The organism is Bdellovibrio sp. MYbb2, from assembly GCF_056175685.1.
On record NZ_JBJKJI010000008.1, the window covers coordinates 13590 to 31855 of the forward strand.

The 18266-nt window shown below is 45.5% G+C and carries 17 protein-coding genes and 1 pseudogene; 11 read left to right on the forward strand and 7 right to left on the reverse strand.

The window, feature by feature from the left end; all coding sequences use genetic code 11:
- Positions 1-335 (reverse strand): annotated as a pseudogene (locus AC04MQ_RS18980) (hypothetical protein); the annotation flags it as partial.
- 1446 nt (positions 336-1781) lie between these two features.
- Here AC04MQ_RS18980 and AC04MQ_RS18985 point away from each other — a divergent pair.
- Positions 1782-3074: a helix-turn-helix domain-containing protein gene (locus AC04MQ_RS18985; protein WP_475392845.1), complete on the forward strand. Its 1293-nt coding sequence runs from the start codon at positions 1782-1784 to the stop codon at positions 3072-3074.
- A gap of 30 nt (positions 3075-3104) precedes the next feature.
- On the opposite strand, the gene AC04MQ_RS18990 is transcribed toward AC04MQ_RS18985, so the two are convergent.
- The gene (locus AC04MQ_RS18990) at positions 3105-4274 is read right to left on the reverse strand and encodes an alpha/beta fold hydrolase (protein ID WP_475392846.1); all 1170 of its coding nucleotides are present in this window, start codon (positions 4272-4274) and stop codon (positions 3105-3107) included.
- Between the two features lie 170 nt (positions 4275-4444).
- Between AC04MQ_RS18990 and AC04MQ_RS18995 the strand changes: the two genes are divergently transcribed.
- Positions 4445-5539, forward strand: a complete 1095-nt coding sequence (locus tag AC04MQ_RS18995) for an OmpA family protein (RefSeq protein WP_475392847.1) — start codon at positions 4445-4447, stop codon at positions 5537-5539.
- 109 nt (positions 5540-5648) lie between these two features.
- Complete coding sequence (locus AC04MQ_RS19000) at positions 5649-6359, forward strand: hypothetical protein (protein ID WP_475392848.1); 711 nt, start codon at positions 5649-5651, stop codon at positions 6357-6359.
- A gap of 78 nt (positions 6360-6437) precedes the next feature.
- On the opposite strand, the gene AC04MQ_RS19005 is transcribed toward AC04MQ_RS19000, so the two are convergent.
- From AC04MQ_RS19005 to AC04MQ_RS19020, 4 genes are all read right to left on the reverse strand, one after another.
- The gene (locus tag AC04MQ_RS19005; RefSeq protein WP_475392849.1) at positions 6438-6962 is read right to left on the reverse strand and encodes a hypothetical protein; all 525 of its coding nucleotides are present in this window, start codon (positions 6960-6962) and stop codon (positions 6438-6440) included.
- Between the two features lie 227 nt (positions 6963-7189).
- On the reverse strand, positions 7190-8728 hold the full coding sequence (locus AC04MQ_RS19010) for a hypothetical protein (RefSeq protein WP_475392850.1): 1539 nt from the start codon (positions 8726-8728) through the stop codon (positions 7190-7192).
- A complete protein-coding gene (locus tag AC04MQ_RS19015; RefSeq protein ID WP_475392851.1) occupies positions 8725-9297 on the reverse strand; it encodes a hypothetical protein in 573 nt (190 codons plus the stop codon). The genes AC04MQ_RS19010 and AC04MQ_RS19015 overlap by 4 nt, the downstream gene beginning before the upstream one ends.
- Before the next feature lie 121 nt (positions 9298-9418).
- Positions 9419-10267 (reverse strand): TIGR02147 family protein, encoded by an 849-nt coding sequence (locus AC04MQ_RS19020; protein WP_475392852.1) that lies wholly within the window; start codon positions 10265-10267, stop codon positions 9419-9421.
- A 211-nt stretch (positions 10268-10478) separates the two neighbouring features.
- Here AC04MQ_RS19020 and AC04MQ_RS19025 point away from each other — a divergent pair, with 211 nt between their 5' ends.
- The 4 genes from AC04MQ_RS19025 to AC04MQ_RS19040 all read left to right on the forward strand — a co-directional run bounded on the left by AC04MQ_RS19025 (position 10479) and on the right by AC04MQ_RS19040 (position 13541).
- On the forward strand, positions 10479-10913 hold the full coding sequence (locus AC04MQ_RS19025; RefSeq protein ID WP_475392853.1) for a hypothetical protein: 435 nt from the start codon (positions 10479-10481) through the stop codon (positions 10911-10913).
- Between the two features lie 27 nt (positions 10914-10940).
- Positions 10941-11345, forward strand: coding sequence for a hypothetical protein (locus AC04MQ_RS19030; RefSeq protein ID WP_475392854.1), 405 nt, complete (start codon positions 10941-10943; stop codon positions 11343-11345).
- Positions 11346-11611: 266 nt separating this feature from the next.
- A complete protein-coding gene (locus AC04MQ_RS19035; protein WP_475392855.1) occupies positions 11612-12307 on the forward strand; it encodes an IS21 family transposase in 696 nt (231 codons plus the stop codon).
- Positions 12308-12425: 118 nt separating this feature from the next.
- Entirely contained in the window at positions 12426-13541 is a 1116-nt protein-coding gene (locus AC04MQ_RS19040) for an ATP-binding protein (protein ID WP_475392856.1), read from the forward strand.
- A 21-nt stretch (positions 13542-13562) separates the two neighbouring features.
- Here the strand turns inward: AC04MQ_RS19040 and AC04MQ_RS19045 are convergent, their stop codons facing one another.
- Positions 13563-14402 carry a hypothetical protein gene (locus AC04MQ_RS19045; protein WP_475392857.1) on the reverse strand — a complete coding sequence of 280 codons (840 nt, stop codon included), beginning with the start codon at positions 14400-14402 and terminating at the stop codon, positions 13563-13565.
- Between the two features lie 206 nt (positions 14403-14608).
- Between AC04MQ_RS19045 and AC04MQ_RS19050 the strand changes: the two genes are divergently transcribed.
- The 4 genes from AC04MQ_RS19050 to AC04MQ_RS19065 form a co-directional block, all read left to right on the forward strand.
- The gene (locus AC04MQ_RS19050; RefSeq protein ID WP_475392858.1) at positions 14609-15943 is read left to right on the forward strand and encodes a hypothetical protein; all 1335 of its coding nucleotides are present in this window, start codon (positions 14609-14611) and stop codon (positions 15941-15943) included.
- A gap of 118 nt (positions 15944-16061) precedes the next feature.
- On the forward strand, positions 16062-16316 hold the full coding sequence (locus AC04MQ_RS19055; RefSeq protein WP_475392859.1) for a helix-turn-helix domain-containing protein: 255 nt from the start codon (positions 16062-16064) through the stop codon (positions 16314-16316).
- Positions 16317-16319: 3 nt separating this feature from the next.
- Entirely contained in the window at positions 16320-17567 is a 1248-nt protein-coding gene (locus AC04MQ_RS19060) for a HipA domain-containing protein (RefSeq protein WP_475392860.1), read from the forward strand.
- Positions 17568-17945: 378 nt separating this feature from the next.
- Positions 17946-18266, forward strand: a 321-nt coding sequence (locus tag AC04MQ_RS19065; RefSeq protein ID WP_475392861.1) for a hypothetical protein, incomplete at its 3' end; no start/stop codon positions are given.

Here is an 18266-nt window from a genome sequence, read left to right on the forward strand (position 1 = left end):
CAAGTGCTTCCGTTGGGCACCGACGAACTTTGGTAGGCCGTAACGCTAGAGTTGTGGGCCACAGATCTGCCACTGAAAGTACAGCTTGCACCCGGGGCGACAGTACAACTTGGATATTGATAGCTGCCACTTAGGACGCCATTGTTACAAGTCCTGGTTTGTGGTGCACAAGTTCCACCATTGGGAACAGATGAGGCTGCATACGCTACAACATTTTGTCCGTGAGCGACAGTCTGTCCATTGAAGCTACAACTTGCTGGAGCCGCCACAGAGCAGCTTGGATAGGTGTATGAACCACTCAGTGTTCCATTATTGCAAGTGCGTGTCTGGGTCACGCAAGTGCTTCCGTTGGGCACCGACGAACTTTGGTAGGCCGTAACGCTAGAGTTGTGGGCCACAGATCTGCCACTGAAGATGCAAGCTGAAGGGGTATTTACGGTACAGCCTGGATATTGGTAGGTTCCACTCAGCGTCCCATTGCTACAAGTGCGTGGTTGGGAAACACAGGACTGTCCAGATGGTACGGAAGAGCTTTGATAGGAAGTAATGGATTGACCATGGGCGACGCTTTGTCCATTGAATAGACAGCTAGCAGCTGTTCCTGGGGAACAGGAAGAATGGTTGTAGGACCCACTTAGAGTTCCATTATTGCAGGAGCGACTTTCTGATACACAAGTCGCCCCAAAGGGAACAGAAGAGTTTTGGTATGCGGTGATAGACCCTTGGTGAGCGATGGTCTGTCCGTTGAAAAGACACGAGCTTGCAGTACCTGGGGTACAACTGGCGAACTCGCCTGAACCACTCAAAACACCATTATTGCAGGTTCTGGTATTTGGCTGACATTGCTGTCCTGCAGGTGTTGATGATGTCAAATATCCTACGACACTTGCACCGTGAGCAATGGTTTGACCGTTAAAAAGACAACTTGCTGGGGTTCCGACAGAGCACATGGAAAAGTTAAACGAGCCTGTTAGGCTTCCATTTTCACAACGTCTTGTTTCTGGATTACATCTTTGTCCATAAGGAACAGCAGAGTTTTGATAAGCTTCGACGCTGGTTCCATTCGGGACGGTGATGCCATTGAAAAGACAGGATTGCGGAGCATTCGGCGTACAAGCCGCATATAGATAGGATCCAGTAAATGCGCCAGCACGACAGGTCCGAACTTCAGAAACGCAGGGCTGTCGGACTGGAACAGAAGATGAAAGATAAGCGGTTACCGTTTCTCCTTCACTATAAGTGACCCCGTTAAAAGAGCAATTAACGATATCCTTAGGGTCATCGTTCTTAGGATCACTCAATGCGCCATCGGAGTCAGCTGGCTCCAGAGGGCGCTCTTGAAATGCCACACGGCTGCAGTTTTGGAAGGCAAGTCCCAGAAAAATGAAGAAAGTAAAAAGAAGTGTAAGCTTCTTTATTAGTAAGCGGAGCTTTCTGGATAGGTGCATAGATCCCCCTAGCCTGTACTATCGGTGACCAAAGTCTGTATCTGAATATGGGACGTGGAATTACTGTTCTGAGGTAAGCAGAATTTCAAGTAAGAGTTCTATTGGTGGCAGAATAGCAGAGAAAACATATTTCAGTTGATTTCCGAGCTGCATTCTCGAGTCGGCAAGATACTAATATTGTTTGCCCGAGAATGAGACAGTACGGGGATATAAGATTCAAACAATTTTGAAAACGTGTTTTTGAAATATTTTGAAATTTAACTGTTTCATTTTGATTTCTGGCGTTGCAAATTACTAAGGTATCCGTTCTAGGAGCAAGATACTATCATATGTATGGCAATCAAATCTTATGAACTAGATCGCAAGGCTTTAAGTGCTCTTTTACAGAAACACAACGTCAGTCATGGTCGAATAGCTCGCCGGTTAAAGATTTCAACAAAAACAGTACAACGATGGGTCAATGGATCTGTACGTCATATAAAAATAGATAAGTTAAATAAACTTGCCGACTATCTGTCTGTGGCGCCATCAGAACTTATCCATGGTGATTTGACGGACAGGGTGGTGGTAGCAAGAACTAATGAGTTAGTAAGACAGTTTACATCCGTCGAGTACCTGATGCGCGCGCGTGTAAACGGGGGACTTCGAGAATATTCCAAGGCTTTGAAGGAAATTGTACTGAATGATCTGTCAAATTATCAGGAACTCATTGTTTTAAAAAAAATAGGACTTAGCTTCTATGGAGTCGGATCATTAAGGTGGGCCCAAGAGTACATGGAAAAAGCCTATGCGAAAGCTGAAAAAATAAATCAACCTGAAGAACTTTTAAGAGGCAAGTCCTGGTTGATGGTTTTTGCCAGTTTAAAAGGTGACTTTAAAAAGGCTCAGTCTTTACTGGTGGATGCTGAAGTAAGATTGTTAATCAACGGAACAATGATGGGCCGTTCGGTGTTCTATGCCAACAAGGCCAAGATGCTTATGAGTTGGGGTAAATTACCAGAAGCAGAAGTTGCAAGCCGGAAAGCTATTTCACTGGCTCTTAAGGACAAAGAGCAGACCTATCTTTGGCCAGCTCTGGTTTACCCGTACTTGGGCTTTATTCAATTGCGCCAAAAGAAGTATTCAAATGCTAAAAAAACGTTTCAAAGATCTTTAGAACTAGCCAATCTTGCGGGTTGGCCTTATGGGGTGGCAATTTCAAGTCTGGCTATTGAAGTCATTGCGGGCCTATCCAGTGGACGAGCCCCGATATCTTCAAAAGTAGTGCGTAAATCAAAAAAGTATTTTCAGGCCAATCAGATTTCGCCATTGGACAACCGCTATCGTCAGTTGTACTTTGCATATTGTGTTGTGAGTGAAAAGTATGAAGAAGCCTTACAGATTTTAGAAGAACGTCGAAAATCCGGAGAATTGAGCAGGTTGTTTCATGCATATTTTGTCATGGATGTTTTATTGTTAACTCGTCTTCACTCTTGTAAGATTGCGCTATCCAGTGTCGACCTCCAGAAGGCACAAGACTTCTTTAAGAAACAGAAAATGACCGAAGAACTCAATACGATTCGTTGGCTAAAGCAGGTCACCTCAATCGATCGCAAAGAGTTCTTTCAGAATTTCAGATTCTTTTGAGCTTAGCAGATGGATAGCATGCTATGAACTCTACAGAGGATTGATAAACTTGGTCAGCTCTTCAACCAGCATATCCGCGTAGTTTCCCATAATCATGTCAACGTGACCGGCCCCGTACATTGTGAACTGAGACATTTTTCTATTTTTTGCGGCAGTAATTTGAGCATCCAAGGGAGCAAGGACATCATGTTCAGCACTAATCAGCAAGGTCGGGATGCGGGCGTAATAAGTCTTATTGCCGGGTTCTCCCATGCTGCATAGAGCATAATCAATTCTGCCATCAGCCGACCAATATCCATCCTTTGTATTCTGAGCCAGGGAGCGAACAAATTCACTGGGTACATCGCTGCCCATATAGTCTTTGATTATGTCAAATTCTTGACGAGAAATATTCCGCATGTTCAACAGGCCGGGCTCTTTGTTTGTGGTGACTTTTTCGGCGAACTCCTGATCTCGCAGGTGGTTGATTGCCGCTGAAATTACAGGATTTTCTCTCAGGTGTATGTAGGCCGACTTATCCAAACGAATACCATAAGATTCAGTATATATTTGAATGGACCGTTCCAGCATATTTGGATTGCGGCTTTTTACGAAATGAACCGGCGATCCCACGGCAATGAATGCCTTCAGTTCACTTGCAATATGTTTTGCGTGGTCCTCTGAAATTACCAATTGTTCTCTAGAGTTGCGGCTGACGCCCGCCAAAGCCAAGTGCATCTGCATTCCACCCATAGAGTGACCTACGTAAATGACCTTTTTTTCTCCGGACAGCCTGTAAACCGCATTTACTGCTGCAGGTACATCATATGCAGGCAGGTCATCATAGACCAAGGGGCGATATTTAAGAGGCGCTGGCAATGAACGATAGTATCCTTGGCCATGACCACGCCAGTTGGCCATAAATACTCGGTACCCTAAGTCGCGCAGGCGTTCACCAATCTTGTACCAGCTGTTCCAATTAGATGTATAACCATGAACTAGTAGAACTGGTTCTGAGTGGCGCATCGGCGTACGATTGTCACCTAAAAGCTCAAGCATGTTAAGCAGAACGCCATCCTGAGTTGGGACCTCGTGAACCCTATAGTTCTCAAAGACGATGCGGGAATAGAGCGAACTGTTCAGATTTTCACGGGGAGTAGCGGTAGCTGTAATGGTGGGAAGTATGAAAAGAATAGGCAGAATAATAGATCTAGTGAGCATTGATAGAGCCTCCATGTTTGTGTTTTTGAAAGGCGTTGGATTCTAGGGACTAATTGAATACGACTTTAAGGCTATGTCAGCTTTTTGCTAGTTCACCAAAATAAAGACCGTTCCGATATAAATAGAATGCCTTGCGATCATTGACATTATTTTAGTGGGTTAATATAGCTTTGGCATTCAACAACAAGGAGTTCTTTAAAATGAAGTCAATTGTCGCCCTAGCAAGTATTCTTGCGTTTTCTTCCGCAGGTTATGCAAATCAAAATGTTAACTCTAACAGTCTTGAAGTTACGAAAGAATCGGTTGCCGCCGCGCCATCTGGTTTGATGCCATTTTTGGGTTTTGCAGGTGGATACACGGGACATAGTTCAGATGTGCCGGTAGCAGGAGCTCCCATTACTTTGAAGCTATTGGGATCTTATTACTTTGAGATGCCGTGGGTTTTTGATGTTGGTTTTGGAATCTCTAACCAGCAGTTTTCTGAATCAGAGGCACGTGACACAGCAAAGACGGGACCAAGTCTTGAATTGGCTGGGCGTTATCGTTTCGTTAATGCTTGGCAGGCGGGTATCGTAGCGAATCAAATGTTTGAAATGGGTTCTGCGTATGCTGCTTCTCAAGGTGATGCGCAATTCGTTGGTTTGCAGGTATTGAAAGAGTTTTCTTTGGCAAAAGCTTGGCTGGCTCGTATTGGTGGTCGCGCGATGACTGAGACTAATAATACAGGCGAAATGGTTAATATGTATATGATTGACCTGCAGTTGGGTTGGAATCCCCACTCCCAGGTGACAACTGTAAAATCAGTCGCACTGGACAAGGCGCCGCCTAAAAGCATGAACCCTGTCGCAAAGGTGATGGATGTAAAGCCAACATCTGCTTTGGAGTATGTTAACTACGCTTCTATTGAAAATGGGAACAGTATCTTCTTTAAAGAATCTAGCTTTGCAATTGATTCTCAAGGCCAAGTTCAGTTGAAGAAGCTTGCAGCGGCCCTTAAAAATAATAAGAGTCTTTATGGCAAGTTAGAAGTTCGTGGCTATTCAGATATTTCTGGGACAGACTCTATGAATCAAGCTCTTTCTGAAAAAAGAGCAGAGCAGGTAAAGGCGCAACTTATCAAAGATGGCATCGATAAAAACAGCATTGTTGCTATTGGTCACGGTGCGCACTTGTCTGATAAGGTACTAGCGCAAGACCGCAAAGTGGAATTGATTTTCACAGGTGTAAAAGATGAACAGGCTTTAAGAAAAGCCTTGGCTCTTTAAAGTCCGGTAATGGGTTCCCGATCTTCGCGGTCGGGAATCTGGAATTCTATCGATAGTAGAATGTACGAACGTTGATTCTGGCACTGAAACTGCATTCTATAATTCTGCAATGCTAGATAAAAATATTCTGTCTGAGATCTTATTGGTGCGTCTTCGTAGAAGCGTGCTGTCGATTGTTTTTACGGGCGCAACCTTTGTTGTCCCCTTACCCGTCATTGCGGCATCATCTCAGCAATGTGAGTCGATCTTTACTTCTGCGATTTCTGAACGGCGCAACCCCGCTCCGCTGCTAAAAATGGACGATCGTTATCGTGGGGAAGAAGTGGGTACCTATATTGATCCAGTAACGAAAGTTCCCTGGAAAGTGAAGTACTTCAATGAAAACGAACAAGCCCCGTTTGAACTTATACATGAAAATGGAGTTTTCATTACCTATGAAGGTAAGAAGGCAGATTCTCCGTTTGATGCTGAAGCTTTAAGTTTTGAATCCAGCCTTATTGTAATTGATCGGAATCAACGAGTCTTAGTTCTGCCTTTTGAGGAGCGTGGAAAGTATCACCATTCATCCTTATCTCGAGGTGAGGCTGTCTTGTTTGCAGGCACCGCCGCTTTTGCGAATGGAAAGCTTCGTGAACTGACAAGCAATAGTGGGCACTATAAGCCTAGTACAGAACAAACTTTAAAAGTTTTAAAGTGGCTGCACTCTGAAGGTGTGGATCTGTCGCAAGTGAAGCTTGCGGGGAGATTGGCTTTGGATATTAGTGGAACTTATTCCATGACCTATCAAGAGTTGCTCAAGTTAAGACCCGATTTGTTATAGCCTGCCCCCCAGTTCTGTGGTGTAACCCTCGCTTTGCGCCAAGGCTTGGTCGGAACTATCGCACTTCTCAGCGGCCACTCAGACGCCGCCAAGATCTTCGTTGTTTTGAGTTCTAGCAAGTCCCTGAAAGCGCAGTTCGTAGACATTTTCAAACAGGCAGTGGTCTTTCAGAGTATCCGTGACCTTAGTTCGAATGAATTCGAAATCCACTTGATTCACTGCTACTATCAAAGTACAGAACAGGGGGGCTGAAGATGAATTCAATTTTGCGAGATTTGATATTTTCACAATTTCATCGAAAGCCTTTTGTTCTAGATCAGAAGTAAGCTCATGAAGGCGCTTGGGCGGGCATCTGGCGTTGATCTTATGAAGGTAACTTTTGACATCGCTGTCTTTGGATAAACTATCAAAAAGCTTTTGTGCTGTGTTTTTTGTGAGCTTGCGTTTGCCTTTAAGGATTTCATTCAGTGTGGATGGGGTGAAAGCTAGGCGAGAGGCATAAGCCCGTTGAGAAAAACGGGGATTTCGTTTCTTTTTTATGCGAATTAGATATTTAAGTAGCGATCTAATTTCAAACCTTAGAACTCGTTCCAAGCTATCCAAGTGATCTCCGTTCCGTTTACGTACCTTGAGATAGATGCTTCCATGGGAGCATATTCATTGTAAATGGAAACGCGAAGGATCCCCATGACAGCAGGACTGTCAGTCAGGGGGCTGCTAGAAATGTCCATACTGTCCAGGACTGAAATTATGAAAGAAATTGAATGTACATGAATTCAGGAATTATCATTTCTTATTTTCTGGTGATTCTGAAGGACTAACGCCTGCCTCTAGAGAGAGTTGCAATATAAGGTTATATCTTTTATTTGCATCCATGCCGAGGGGGGAGGGATACAAACACAGAGGTTGTATTTGTATAGCGCAATCGCTCCATAGTTAGCGGCACTACATGGCTGAATGTTTTCCCATATGTCGTAATTTTTAAGCTGTAAAATCCCGTCTACCTTGGCAGATCCAACAACATGAAGCGTCCGAACTGGGCTGTCAGTTCCGATTCCAACATTTCCGGTTGTATAGTAAATATTGTCTCCGCTGTTCACTCTTGGCCATTGTGAAGGTGCATCTTTAAATTCCCATGCTCCGGTGCTGTTTGTTCCCAGTATCTTATTTGTGTGAAGTATTGGTTCCGGTACTGATTTTCCTTGAATCGCTACGACAGTGGCGTCGGATATGGTTGTTCCCGAGAGGTCACCACCAAGCATCCCGCCGCTAGAGGATGGAGTTGCCCATTGCGGTATGCCTGACCCGGTTGTCTGCAAAAATTGGCCGTAAGTGCCGGGGCCTAAAGTTTTCCAACCCGTAGTAACATCGCGATATAGAATGCTTCCGGGAGTGGTTCCTATCATATCCAAAACTTGAGAAGCGGTCTGTGCAGTCGGCAGTCCCGACGAAGCCGTAGTGTTGGCCAGTACTGTCTTAGAAGCGATGTTTGCTAAGCTAACATTGACGGCTCCTGCTGTCGTACTGCTTTGTACGCCCTGAGTGGCCGTGACCGATGTGATACCGCCGGTTCCACCAGACGGAACCGCCCAGACTCCATCGCCACGAAGATATGTGGTGGTGGTTCCCGATGGGTTTAGTATCGCTAAAGCACCTAGTCCAAGATTAGTTCTTGCTTGGGCGGCGTTGGTTGCGCCGGTGCCGCCATTCGCTACTGCCACGGTTCCGGACACATTGGTCGCTGTCGTTGCTGTGTCGGCGTTCCCGTTAATATTTATCCCCGCGGTAGTCCCACCACTATTGAAGCCGTTCAAAATGGCATCCAGCTTAGTGTATCTTTGAAAGAGGCTTTCCATATTATCTTGGGTTACACCCTTGCTAGAATTTGCCTGAATGAATGCATCGGCACTCTTGTTGTCAAGTTTTTGAGCATTCTGGGAGTTAATCGAAAAAGGGATATTCCCTATTGTCGCATCTGGAGACAAGTGATGGCCATTGACTGTTACTTTGAGTGTTCTTTCAGTAAAGCTGTCAATGGTAGTAGGAGCGGCACCTTCACAACTGACCGTGCCAGAAAAAGCAAAAATACGTTCGGCATTGTTACTTGTTGAATCGGCGCGTCCGGTGATGCCCAGGGCTACACTAAAATCGCCGGCGGGGCCAGGCGTGATTGATTGGACTTCTTTATAAAGAACGCAATTGTCATGAAGGACTTCAAAGGTCACAGTGCTCGCCTCAGTAAGAGGATCTCCGTTTGCGTCTGTTAAAAGACCTTCGTAAACAAAAAGGGATCCCGGAGGCGTCGATGCCGCCCAAGCAGGGGAAGCTGACAGAATTAGCAAACTCGCAAAATCAATTAAAGATTTCATTGGGCGATCCTTCCTTTTAAACGAATAGATCTGTCACTACTTTGGGCTGCATGCTGAAAAATGGGCTTTATGCGTCCTTTTAGTACGAAAGGACCACCGGTGGATATGTGGCTTGTAACTAAAGTTTCCTGCTTTGGGCCAAGGGCGCCTGAATGCTTTACGGAAATATATCGACGTATCCATTCCCCCGAACGATGGCGGGCCTGAAAATACACAATGGCGGAGTCACCCAGTTTCAGGCCTTGCAGGGGAGGTTGCGTGTCAGAAAGAGTCAAAGAAAACTTCCCATCTTCACAATAAGACTTTCCGGATGGATTGTAATCGGTGGTGGGCATCCAGTGGGTACCATCAAGGCTCATTTCAACTTTATCAACAAAGCGAGAACAAGTTGCGGTAAGGTCGATAGGGGTCAATCTGTATATCTGGATATAAGATTTCTCGAACTCAAATTTGTATTCAAGAGATTTTAAGATTGAAACACCGGGTGCCGTATCTGAACACCCGATAAGCGTCATTAAAACAACAGCTGTCGACAAAAAGAAAATAAGAGTTCTCACAAACGTTTCCATCCCTATCTATATCGGCATATAAACAAGGTGAAGAAGAGCTGGAAAGGCGATTTCATTCCGAAATAGATAGAACGGCCGATAAAGGCGGGACAGGGCCTGTTCTTCTAGTTTTAGAACAAATTTACTTTTTATTCTTGCTGCTAGAGCCTATATCCTTGGTTACAGGGTAATAGTTTAAGTTGAATTTATAAACCTTGCGTCCCTGAAGATGAATGGGTTGATAGTTAGCAATCAGCTGCATGGTGAATTTTTCGACCTCTTCAGTCACATTGCGGAAATCCTCTTCACTTAATGTGATTAGAAAGCTCTTATATCTGCAAGTTTCTTTTGGAAGCTTTTGCGCCTGTTTGGCCTCTTCCAAGGAAGCGTTGTGATACGCGGATAGGGCAACTGCGCTTGCTTTGTTATTTACTCTAACCAGTGCTGCCTTTGCTTGCCATGTAAACAGGCTGCTGTTACCCCTATAGCACAGCGCCAAGCCAATCTCTTCGAGCTTGGCCAATGCGATCTCAACAGTTGAGATGTCTGCATCCAAAACTTCAGAGAGTTTTTGTGCGGTCCACTCTGTATCTTCGAATGACAAAATAGTCCATATCTTGGGAATGATAAGATCTGAAACATAAGTGAAATAGTTAAGTTCATCTTCCTGAGTAATTCGATTGGCCAAGACTTGAGAGATCGCCGACCAAGTGGAATTCTTATCTTCCGTTGTGGGGGCGTGCGCATGAGACACTAGAAGGCTAAAGTACTTTTTCTGATCATTTTCCGTCAGATGCTTTTCCATGAATCTTCTGGCAACTCCTCGAGTAATTTTCTTTTTCCCATTTACCATCATACGAAGTGCGGATCCGCTGCTAAGTCCTAATTCCTGTGCCCATGAGGTATAGGAAAATCCGAACTCATTGTTCTTTCTGAAGTGATAGTATTTTTGCATGAAAAGGTACGGATCTAAAAATGTAAAAACATCCATGATTTTCTCCCGAAGGTGAAATATCAACCCCTGAAAATAAACTTGTCAAAGAGCGACGCTTCGAAGTGTTCCGCAGCAAACAGAACATGCAAATTTCTATAAGGACTAGCAGATTAATTCTGCGAAAACCAGAACGATACTTGGTTTACAGAGGCTAAATCTATTGAGCGGGTTCAGGATTTTTGAAACAATTTTCGCAAAGAGGTTGTTAGTGAAAAGTCTTGGTTGCGCTCTGGTATTGGCTATTAGTTTGTTTCATGTATGCTGCACCCAGTTTCCAAAAGTTGGCGACTCTGGCGCTCTTAATAAGGTCAGCATAGCAGCCAGGGAGCCAGCCCAAAGCACCCAGGATTCCTTAAACGCCATTTGTACGCGGATCGCATCAGAATATCCGGGAACGAATGTTTATATTGAATGCATCAATGAATATCGGAAAGACCAATTTGACCAAGTAGCAATAGGTACTTGTGTGGGGCTTCAAAACTCACTGAAACCCGAAGAATCTGCAACTCGAGTGCTATTCAACTGTTTAGAAGTGGTTCGAGGTAAAAGTTTTCCCAAAAATAGCGCAGCGGAATGTTATGAAGCTGCTCAAAAGGGAGAGCCCCAGTTGGCCACCTTATGTTTGAAACACAACGCCCATTGACGCGGTCTACGCAAGGGATCTATTTTTATGAAAGCCGTTCTATTTTACGCAGTTCTTCTTTTTTCTGTTCCCGGTTTTGCTGCTGACGTTAAAAATTATGCATGTATGACGAGTGATATTGTCGATATGGAAGTGAAGATCACTTCTGCAGACGGTCAAGAAGGCATTGAGGTTGTGCTGACTTCGCCAGATGATCCGAATGCACCCCGCATTTATAAGCAGACAGGTTTCGGTCCTGCTGTAGTTTCGGGTGCTTTGGCTGGGGGGAAATTTGAAGCGGTTATTTCTAAAAGTGACTTGCAAGACGTTTACGGTGGGGCCTTTCTCGGGGCTGGATGGTTGCGTATGGTTAAAACCAATGAGCCGAACCAGTTTCATTTGATTTTCGCGGCGGAAGACACGGTTTATCAAGCGGTGTGCTCAGTGGAGTAAATTTGGAAACTGGCCCCCTCTTCTGTGGCCAGCTCCTCGCCCCAAACCAGGCCAACTAATTGCTTTTCACCAAGGGCATGAAACTAAAATGCCCTTATTGCCACCTCCAAAGAGACCCTCAAGACGCCAACCGGACAATTCGCAGACTTGGCCGATACTATCGCAAATCCGACGGCCAAACACTGACCAGACTCTGGTGCGTTCGCTGCGAAAAAAGCTTCTCAGCGGCCACTAAAAGCCGCTTAAAAGGCCAAAAGAAACGCCATTTGAACAAACTCATCCGCGACCTACTGACCGGCGAAATGAGCCAGCGCGAGATCGCCCGGGTTCTGAAAATCAACCGCAAAACCGTCGTGCGGAAATTTCGCTTTGCCGCCGCCCAGGCAAAAGAGGAACTTAAACAGCACAATCAAAAATTCGCCCCCAGTGTGGAGGTTGAGTTTGATGATTTGGAGACCTTTGAGCACACCAAGTGCAAACCCCTCTCGGTGACACTGATGGTGGAATACTCCACACGAAGAATACTGGGTTTTGAAGTGGCGCAGATGCCGGCTAAAGGCAGAATTGCCGCTTACTCGAGGAAAAAGTACGGTCCGCGCAAGGACTTCCGCCCGCAGGCAAGGGCGAAGTTGTTTGCAGAAATGCGCCAGTTGGTTCATCCCAATGCCACTATCAGATCGGACTCAAATCCTTCTTATCCCGGTGATGTGCGAAAGTTTTTTCCGAAGGCGACCCACGCAACTGTATTAGGCGGGCGAGGGGCTGTGGTTGGTCAAGGGGAGTTAAAGAAGCTGCGGTGGGATCCGATTTTTTCTTTGAATCATACGTGTGCGATGATGCGGGCGAATATCAATAGATTGATTCGCAAGACGTGGTGTACGACGAAAAAGCCCGACCAGTTGGCCGGGCATATTGCGATTTATGCTTTGGAGCACAACAGGAGGCTGGCTGCCACACAGTGAGGGGCCAGTTTATAATATTCAAATAAAATCATGATGTTATATAAATCGGCAACATGTTGCCGATTTATATTGATAATCAGCAGTATATTGCCGATTATAAGGTATGTATAAACGAACTTTGGATCTTAAGTCGGCACTTCTAAAAAAAAGTCACTTCCTATTTGGTCCGAGAGCGACCGGCAAGTCCTGGCTGGTAAGGCAAGACTTGCCGCAAGCCCAGGTCTTCGATTTGTTGAATACGGCCACATTTGATCGTTTTCTTAAACGGCCATCTTCTTTGGCCGAGGAAGTGACCTCCGATATGGTTGTCATTGATGAAATTCAGAAAATTCCTCGGCTGCTTGATGAAGTTCATCGGCTTATTGAGGAGCGGGGCATCCGATTTTTACTGACGGGAAGTAGTGCTCGTAAGTTGAAACATGGTGGTGCGAATCTTTTAGCTGGCAGAGCGCGAAGTTTACAACTGTTTCCTCTTACTAGTCAGGAGTTAACGGATTTTGATTTGTTAAAGTATTGCCGATATGGTGGTTTGCCTTTGATATATCAGTCTGATGAGCCATGGCGGGATTTGAAAGAGTATGTACATCTCTATCTCAAAGAAGAAATCACGGCAGAAGCTGTAGTTCGAAGAGTTGACCACTTTGCACGATTTTTGGACGTCATTGGGCTGGCTTCCGGAGAAGAGTTGAACTTTCAACAGATTGCCAGTGACTCTGGGGTTCCGCCTAGGACGGTTGCCAATTTTGTGGAAGTTTTGAAAGATACCTTACTAGCTTTTGAACTTGAGCCTTATAAGAAGACTAAAAAAAGAAAAGCGATTTCAAAGAGTAAGATTTTTATGTTTGATGTCGGTGTCGCGAACTATCTTGCAGGTAGAAAAGAGGTTCTCTTTAGGTCCGAATCCTTTGGCAAGACATTTGAACATTTCTTAGTTCAAGAGGTGCGGGCTTATCTGGGATATAAGAATTTTGATGAGCCTCTGATGTATTGGAGAACGGTCGGAGGACAGTACGAAGTCGATTGCATCGTGGGAAATCTGATGGCCTTTGAAGTCAAAGCGGCGGAAAGCTTCAATGAAAAGATGCTGGCAGGTTTGAAGGCACTAAAAGAGGACACCAAAATAAAAAAATATCTTCTTGTATCCCGTGACCCGGTATCGAGAAATTTGGATGGAATCGAAGTGATTCCCTACCAAAAATTTCTCGCAGACCTTTGGAGCGGAAAGCTCTTGTAGTAGATTGTGTCAAACGAACTTCTATTCAAGAGCTACTGCCGCGGCCATCAGTGCGCGGCGAGTGCTATTGATTTCTTTTAGAACCTGGTCGGCTTGGCTGTCAGTCAAGGTTCCGATGATTTGTCCGATGTTCCCAGCATTCATTATCAAAGATCCCATGATTTGCGCTTTGGAATTATGGCGATTCATCCCGTACACGGTGATGGCTGCTCCAGCAGCTTGCGTAATCTGTGCGAGCAACCTGTTTTTCCTGTGGGAAGAATCGTCTTTTTCGAAGCTGGACAGTGTCGCACGCACCGAGTTGAAGTTTCCTTCAAGTTTTTTTAGTAAAGCTATCGAGGACTTTTCGGTCGTTGTTGTGAGGGCTGCGCGTACTTCATTTTCTGCCTGATTCAGATATTCTTTAAGATCTTTGATATCCACTTTTGGTTGGACTGCTTGATCCAAAGCGCTTGAACCCGCAGAAGCCGCCGACATGATTAATCCGGTGGATGCGGCAAGGAGGCCTAGAATGCCGTTCATTTCTCCACCGCGAGAACGTAAAGAGAAAGTTGCATAGACGGAAAGCCCAAGCCCAAGGGCGGCGCCAGTCAGAATGGTGCTGCTGAAATGCTTTTTGTTCCCACGTTTTTCGATAGTTTCGGCCGCAGAAATCAACGCTTGATCCAAGGCCAATAAGTCCGTCTTGAGAGCCTTAATGTTTTCTTTGGCTGTACGAATGTGTTCAGTCTCGATGCCAGCTGTGCGGTCCACCTGGGCAAGGGCAACACTTTGCAGACCCATTGCCCCGGCAAGGATGAGCGAAAGAAGTTTAGTAAAAGACATATGGGTTTTCTCCTTGTCGCCTTTCTGTTGATGCATTTCAAGTGCCAGTATCAGCTATGCTTAACCTGTTCTGTTTTGACAGAATGCCTATTGAATCTACAGAAAGTGACAAGAATATGACCCGAAGAATGTCATGTGCAGAAACATATACTACTCAACGAGGCTTGTTCTGTATTGGATAGAACCAACTTGAGCCAAGCACACTGGTTCAGTTGTCATTTTGGTTTGCCGATAAGACCTATATGAGAATGATTAAGGTTTTTGGGTTGTGCATGATCATGTTTGCATCGGTGCTTTTTGCTTCGACTGATGTGCATGCAAAGAAGTGTCACGAGATTAGATGCGGCAATGGCGCTGTTCATCGCTTGGATGACAACAATGACATGAACTCTTGTTATTGTGCTCCTGCAGAATCCAACAACTGTGCGAATGAAGTGCAGTCTTTGATGCAAGACTGCAATACTCAGATTCAGGATACTTCTTATACGTGTGATGAAAAAAATGATTCTGGAATGAGTGGTGTTGCGAATACGGCTTCTCAGCTTGCTCTGATGTTCGGGCAGCAAACCGCAGGTAGTATTCAGGCGGCTTGTTCGAAGATGGCGGCGTTTTCTTCAGCCGCAAATGCAGCGGTAGCGGCATATCGTTTGACCTGTCAGTCTTCTATCGGCAGCTGTCATTCTGCTTGCGGTCGTGTTGTTGAATATATTTCGGCTAATGGACCCTGTTTGGATGCGATGCGTGGCCCGGGTTCGGCGGGGCAGTTGAAGGCATCCGCTGAAAACACTGCTGAGCGATGCAGCAATTATGATGCTAAGGTGCGCGAGGCTGATCAAGCGATCAAAAATTTCAGCAGCACGATGCGAAATGCCGCACAATGTGCCTCTTTAACTTCGGGGCATAGCACGGCCTTGCCGGAAATTTGTAAAACAAATCCGACCTTGCCTGGTTGCAATGGAGCGACCGCTACGGATTGCACTAACCCCGAGCTGGCTGGAAGCAAAATCTGTATTTGTTCCAAAAACCCTTCGGATCCGGCTTGTATGTCGGTCTCGGGCGAGTCTGCCCCTGCCTTTATGAACAGTGCCAATTCAGGTTCCCGTTTGGCAGCGACAGGATTGGGTGGCCCTGGGGGCGATCTGCCAGCTTTGCCCTCAGTTTTTCCGGGTAAGCCAGGCTCTGGCGGTGCGGGCGAAGCGGTGGATGGCAAGCAGGGTGGTAGTGCTGGGATTTCCAGCTCAGGAGGCGGTGGTGGCGGCGCAGGTGGCGGTACCGGTGGCGACTCGCTTGAAGAAGGAGTACAGGTGACTGCGGGCTTTTATGGTGGTGGTGGGACTTTTGGTGGCTCTGCCGGTATGGGCGCCGGCGGGGCACGCAGTGGTGCGGGTAAGCGAGGCGCGGCTAAAGGCCAAGGTGATCCAGATCTAAGAAAGTTTCTTCCCGGGGGGCAGTATGACCCAAAACTGCGCGGTATTGCTGGTAATGGAGGTCCAGATGGAATCACCGGGCCGCATTCCAACATCTGGCAGAAGATTCAAAACCGCTATCGTGTGATGTGGCCCACACTTTTGCCCTAAAAGGGGCTGTTGATCCATATCTAGATCATTATGCGAGCTAAATGGCATACTGTAAAATATGATCTAGATATAGATCATATTGACGAAAGATCAATACTTAGGCCAAAATGATCTGTATATGGATCACAAAGAAAAATCAGATATTTCAGAATTTGTCATAAAAAATGTTGCAGACTTGGGAATGATTATTAGAGACGAGCGCAAAAGAAAAAACCTAAGTCAGGCTGATCTCGCGGCCCGCGCAGGGGTCAGTCGTCGCCTGATTTATCAGCTGGAAAATGGCAGTAGGGAGTCTTTCCCTTTGGGTAAAGTGTTGCAAGTAATAAAGCGGCTTAACCTTGAGCTGCGGACCTCGAAAAAAAGGATGGAATAGTAGATGCAGCGTCTTTGGGTATGGTTTCCGCCTTATCTTATAGGAACCATTGAACAGACGAATGATGGTCTTTCCTTTGCGTATGCGAAGGATTGGATTTATCATGACAAAGCCTTTCGTCTTTCCAACTCTTTGCCACTAGTCACCAGTAAGTTTGACAAAGAAGCCTCTGCCTTTTTTGGTAATCTGTTGCCTGAAGGGAATGCACGGGATGCTCTTTGCCGTAGGCTGGGCATATCAATCGACAACGACTTCGAGCTTTTGGCAAGAATAGGCGAGGACTGCGCTGGGGCGTTCATCATTACGAAAAAAGCGACTCCACCGAATGAAAAAGGTGGTCTTGAAGAGATCCCGCCAGAAAATTTGGCGGCATGGCTTAAGGATGACTCTGCAGGCCTTTTAGATTTGCAAGTAAAAGGCGACCTTCGGCTTTCGCTTGCAGGGGCACAGAACAAGTTGCCCCTTGTGTATAAGGACGGGAAGTTTTTTAAACCCCTAGGGTCGCAACCAACAACTCATATTTTGAAACCGGCTCCCAAAGGATTCAAAAATCTGCCACAAAACGAATGGATAAATGCTCGGTTGTATTCAGAGTTCGGTCTTAAAACGGCCAACTCAGAACTTGTCAGGATTGGCACGCGTTATGCCCTTCTTGTTGAACGGTATGATCGGATCAAAGTGAATGGGGAGTGGGTACGTCTTCATCAAGAGGATTTTTGTCAGGCCCTGGCAATCCCTTATAAAAAAAAGTATGAACAAGAAGATGGGCCGTCTCTTTTAGACTGCCAGGAGCTTCTTGATATGAGATCCGATGATACGGCAGAAGACACGGATTCTTTGTTGAAATGGCAAATCCTAAATGTTCTTGTCGGGAATTGCGATGGACACGGTAAAAATCTGTCGCTGCTAAGAGATAGTGATGGAAGGTGGCGTCTTGCTCCCTTTTATGATTTGGTAGCAACAACGATTTATCCATCTTTAACAAAAAACTTGGCTATGTCTATCAATGAGCATTTTAATTCTGGCACCATCCATCCAAAAAATTGGCGTAAACAGTTTGAGCTATCAAAAGTAAGCCCTGCGCACTATATGAAAGTTGTTGGTAAGATAATTGAAGATATGCCATCGGCTCTTCAGGTCGTATTGGCAAAGTTTGAAGAAGAGTACGGATCTAGTGCGTTTCTCAATGAATATAAAGCGCACCAACTGAAGATCGTGCGAAGAAATGCTCAGTTGCTCAAGACTGAGTAAACTGGCCCCTCACTGTGTGGCGGCCAGCCGGCCAAGTCTGCGAATTGTCGATTAGCGTCCTGAGGGTCTCTTTGGATGTGGCAACAAGGACATTATAGCTTCTGTGTTCTGAAGATAGCAGAATAAGGAAGTTCTGCGCCCTTTAGAACGTAATTTTGAGGAGGCATTCTTTTGGAGTATTTAGCATAGCTGATCGGAACCCGAGAAGTATAATGGTTCGGCGGATTGTTTCGGGAAAGAGGAGCTTCTAAAAATGAGTATAAAAAGATGCTGCGGCTTTGGTTTGGTACCACTTGGGTTTGGTGGTTGTTCCTTGGAAGCAAGTATTACTTCCTTGTCCGGGCAACCTTCTTTCTTGGACGACACAGTGATTCTTTTATGAATAAGCTGTACGTTGTCTCTTTCACTATTCTAATGTCCTTGTTTTTAGTAATGACTGAAGCTAAGGCCCAGCATAAAGGCATTAGCTTTCAGGCAGTAATTAAGAAGCCCGATGGAAGCTATCCCACTGTCAGCGGTATGACAGTGACTGTGCAGATCCTGGATCCTGTGAATAACTGTGTTTTGCGCGAAGAAGAACATACCGGAAAGAATGTCTCCAATGGTTACATTAATCTGGTGGTCGGTGATCCAAATGCATCAACTTTACCCGGAAAAAATCCTTCCCCTGTTTTATCCATTGCTGAAGTGATGAACAAT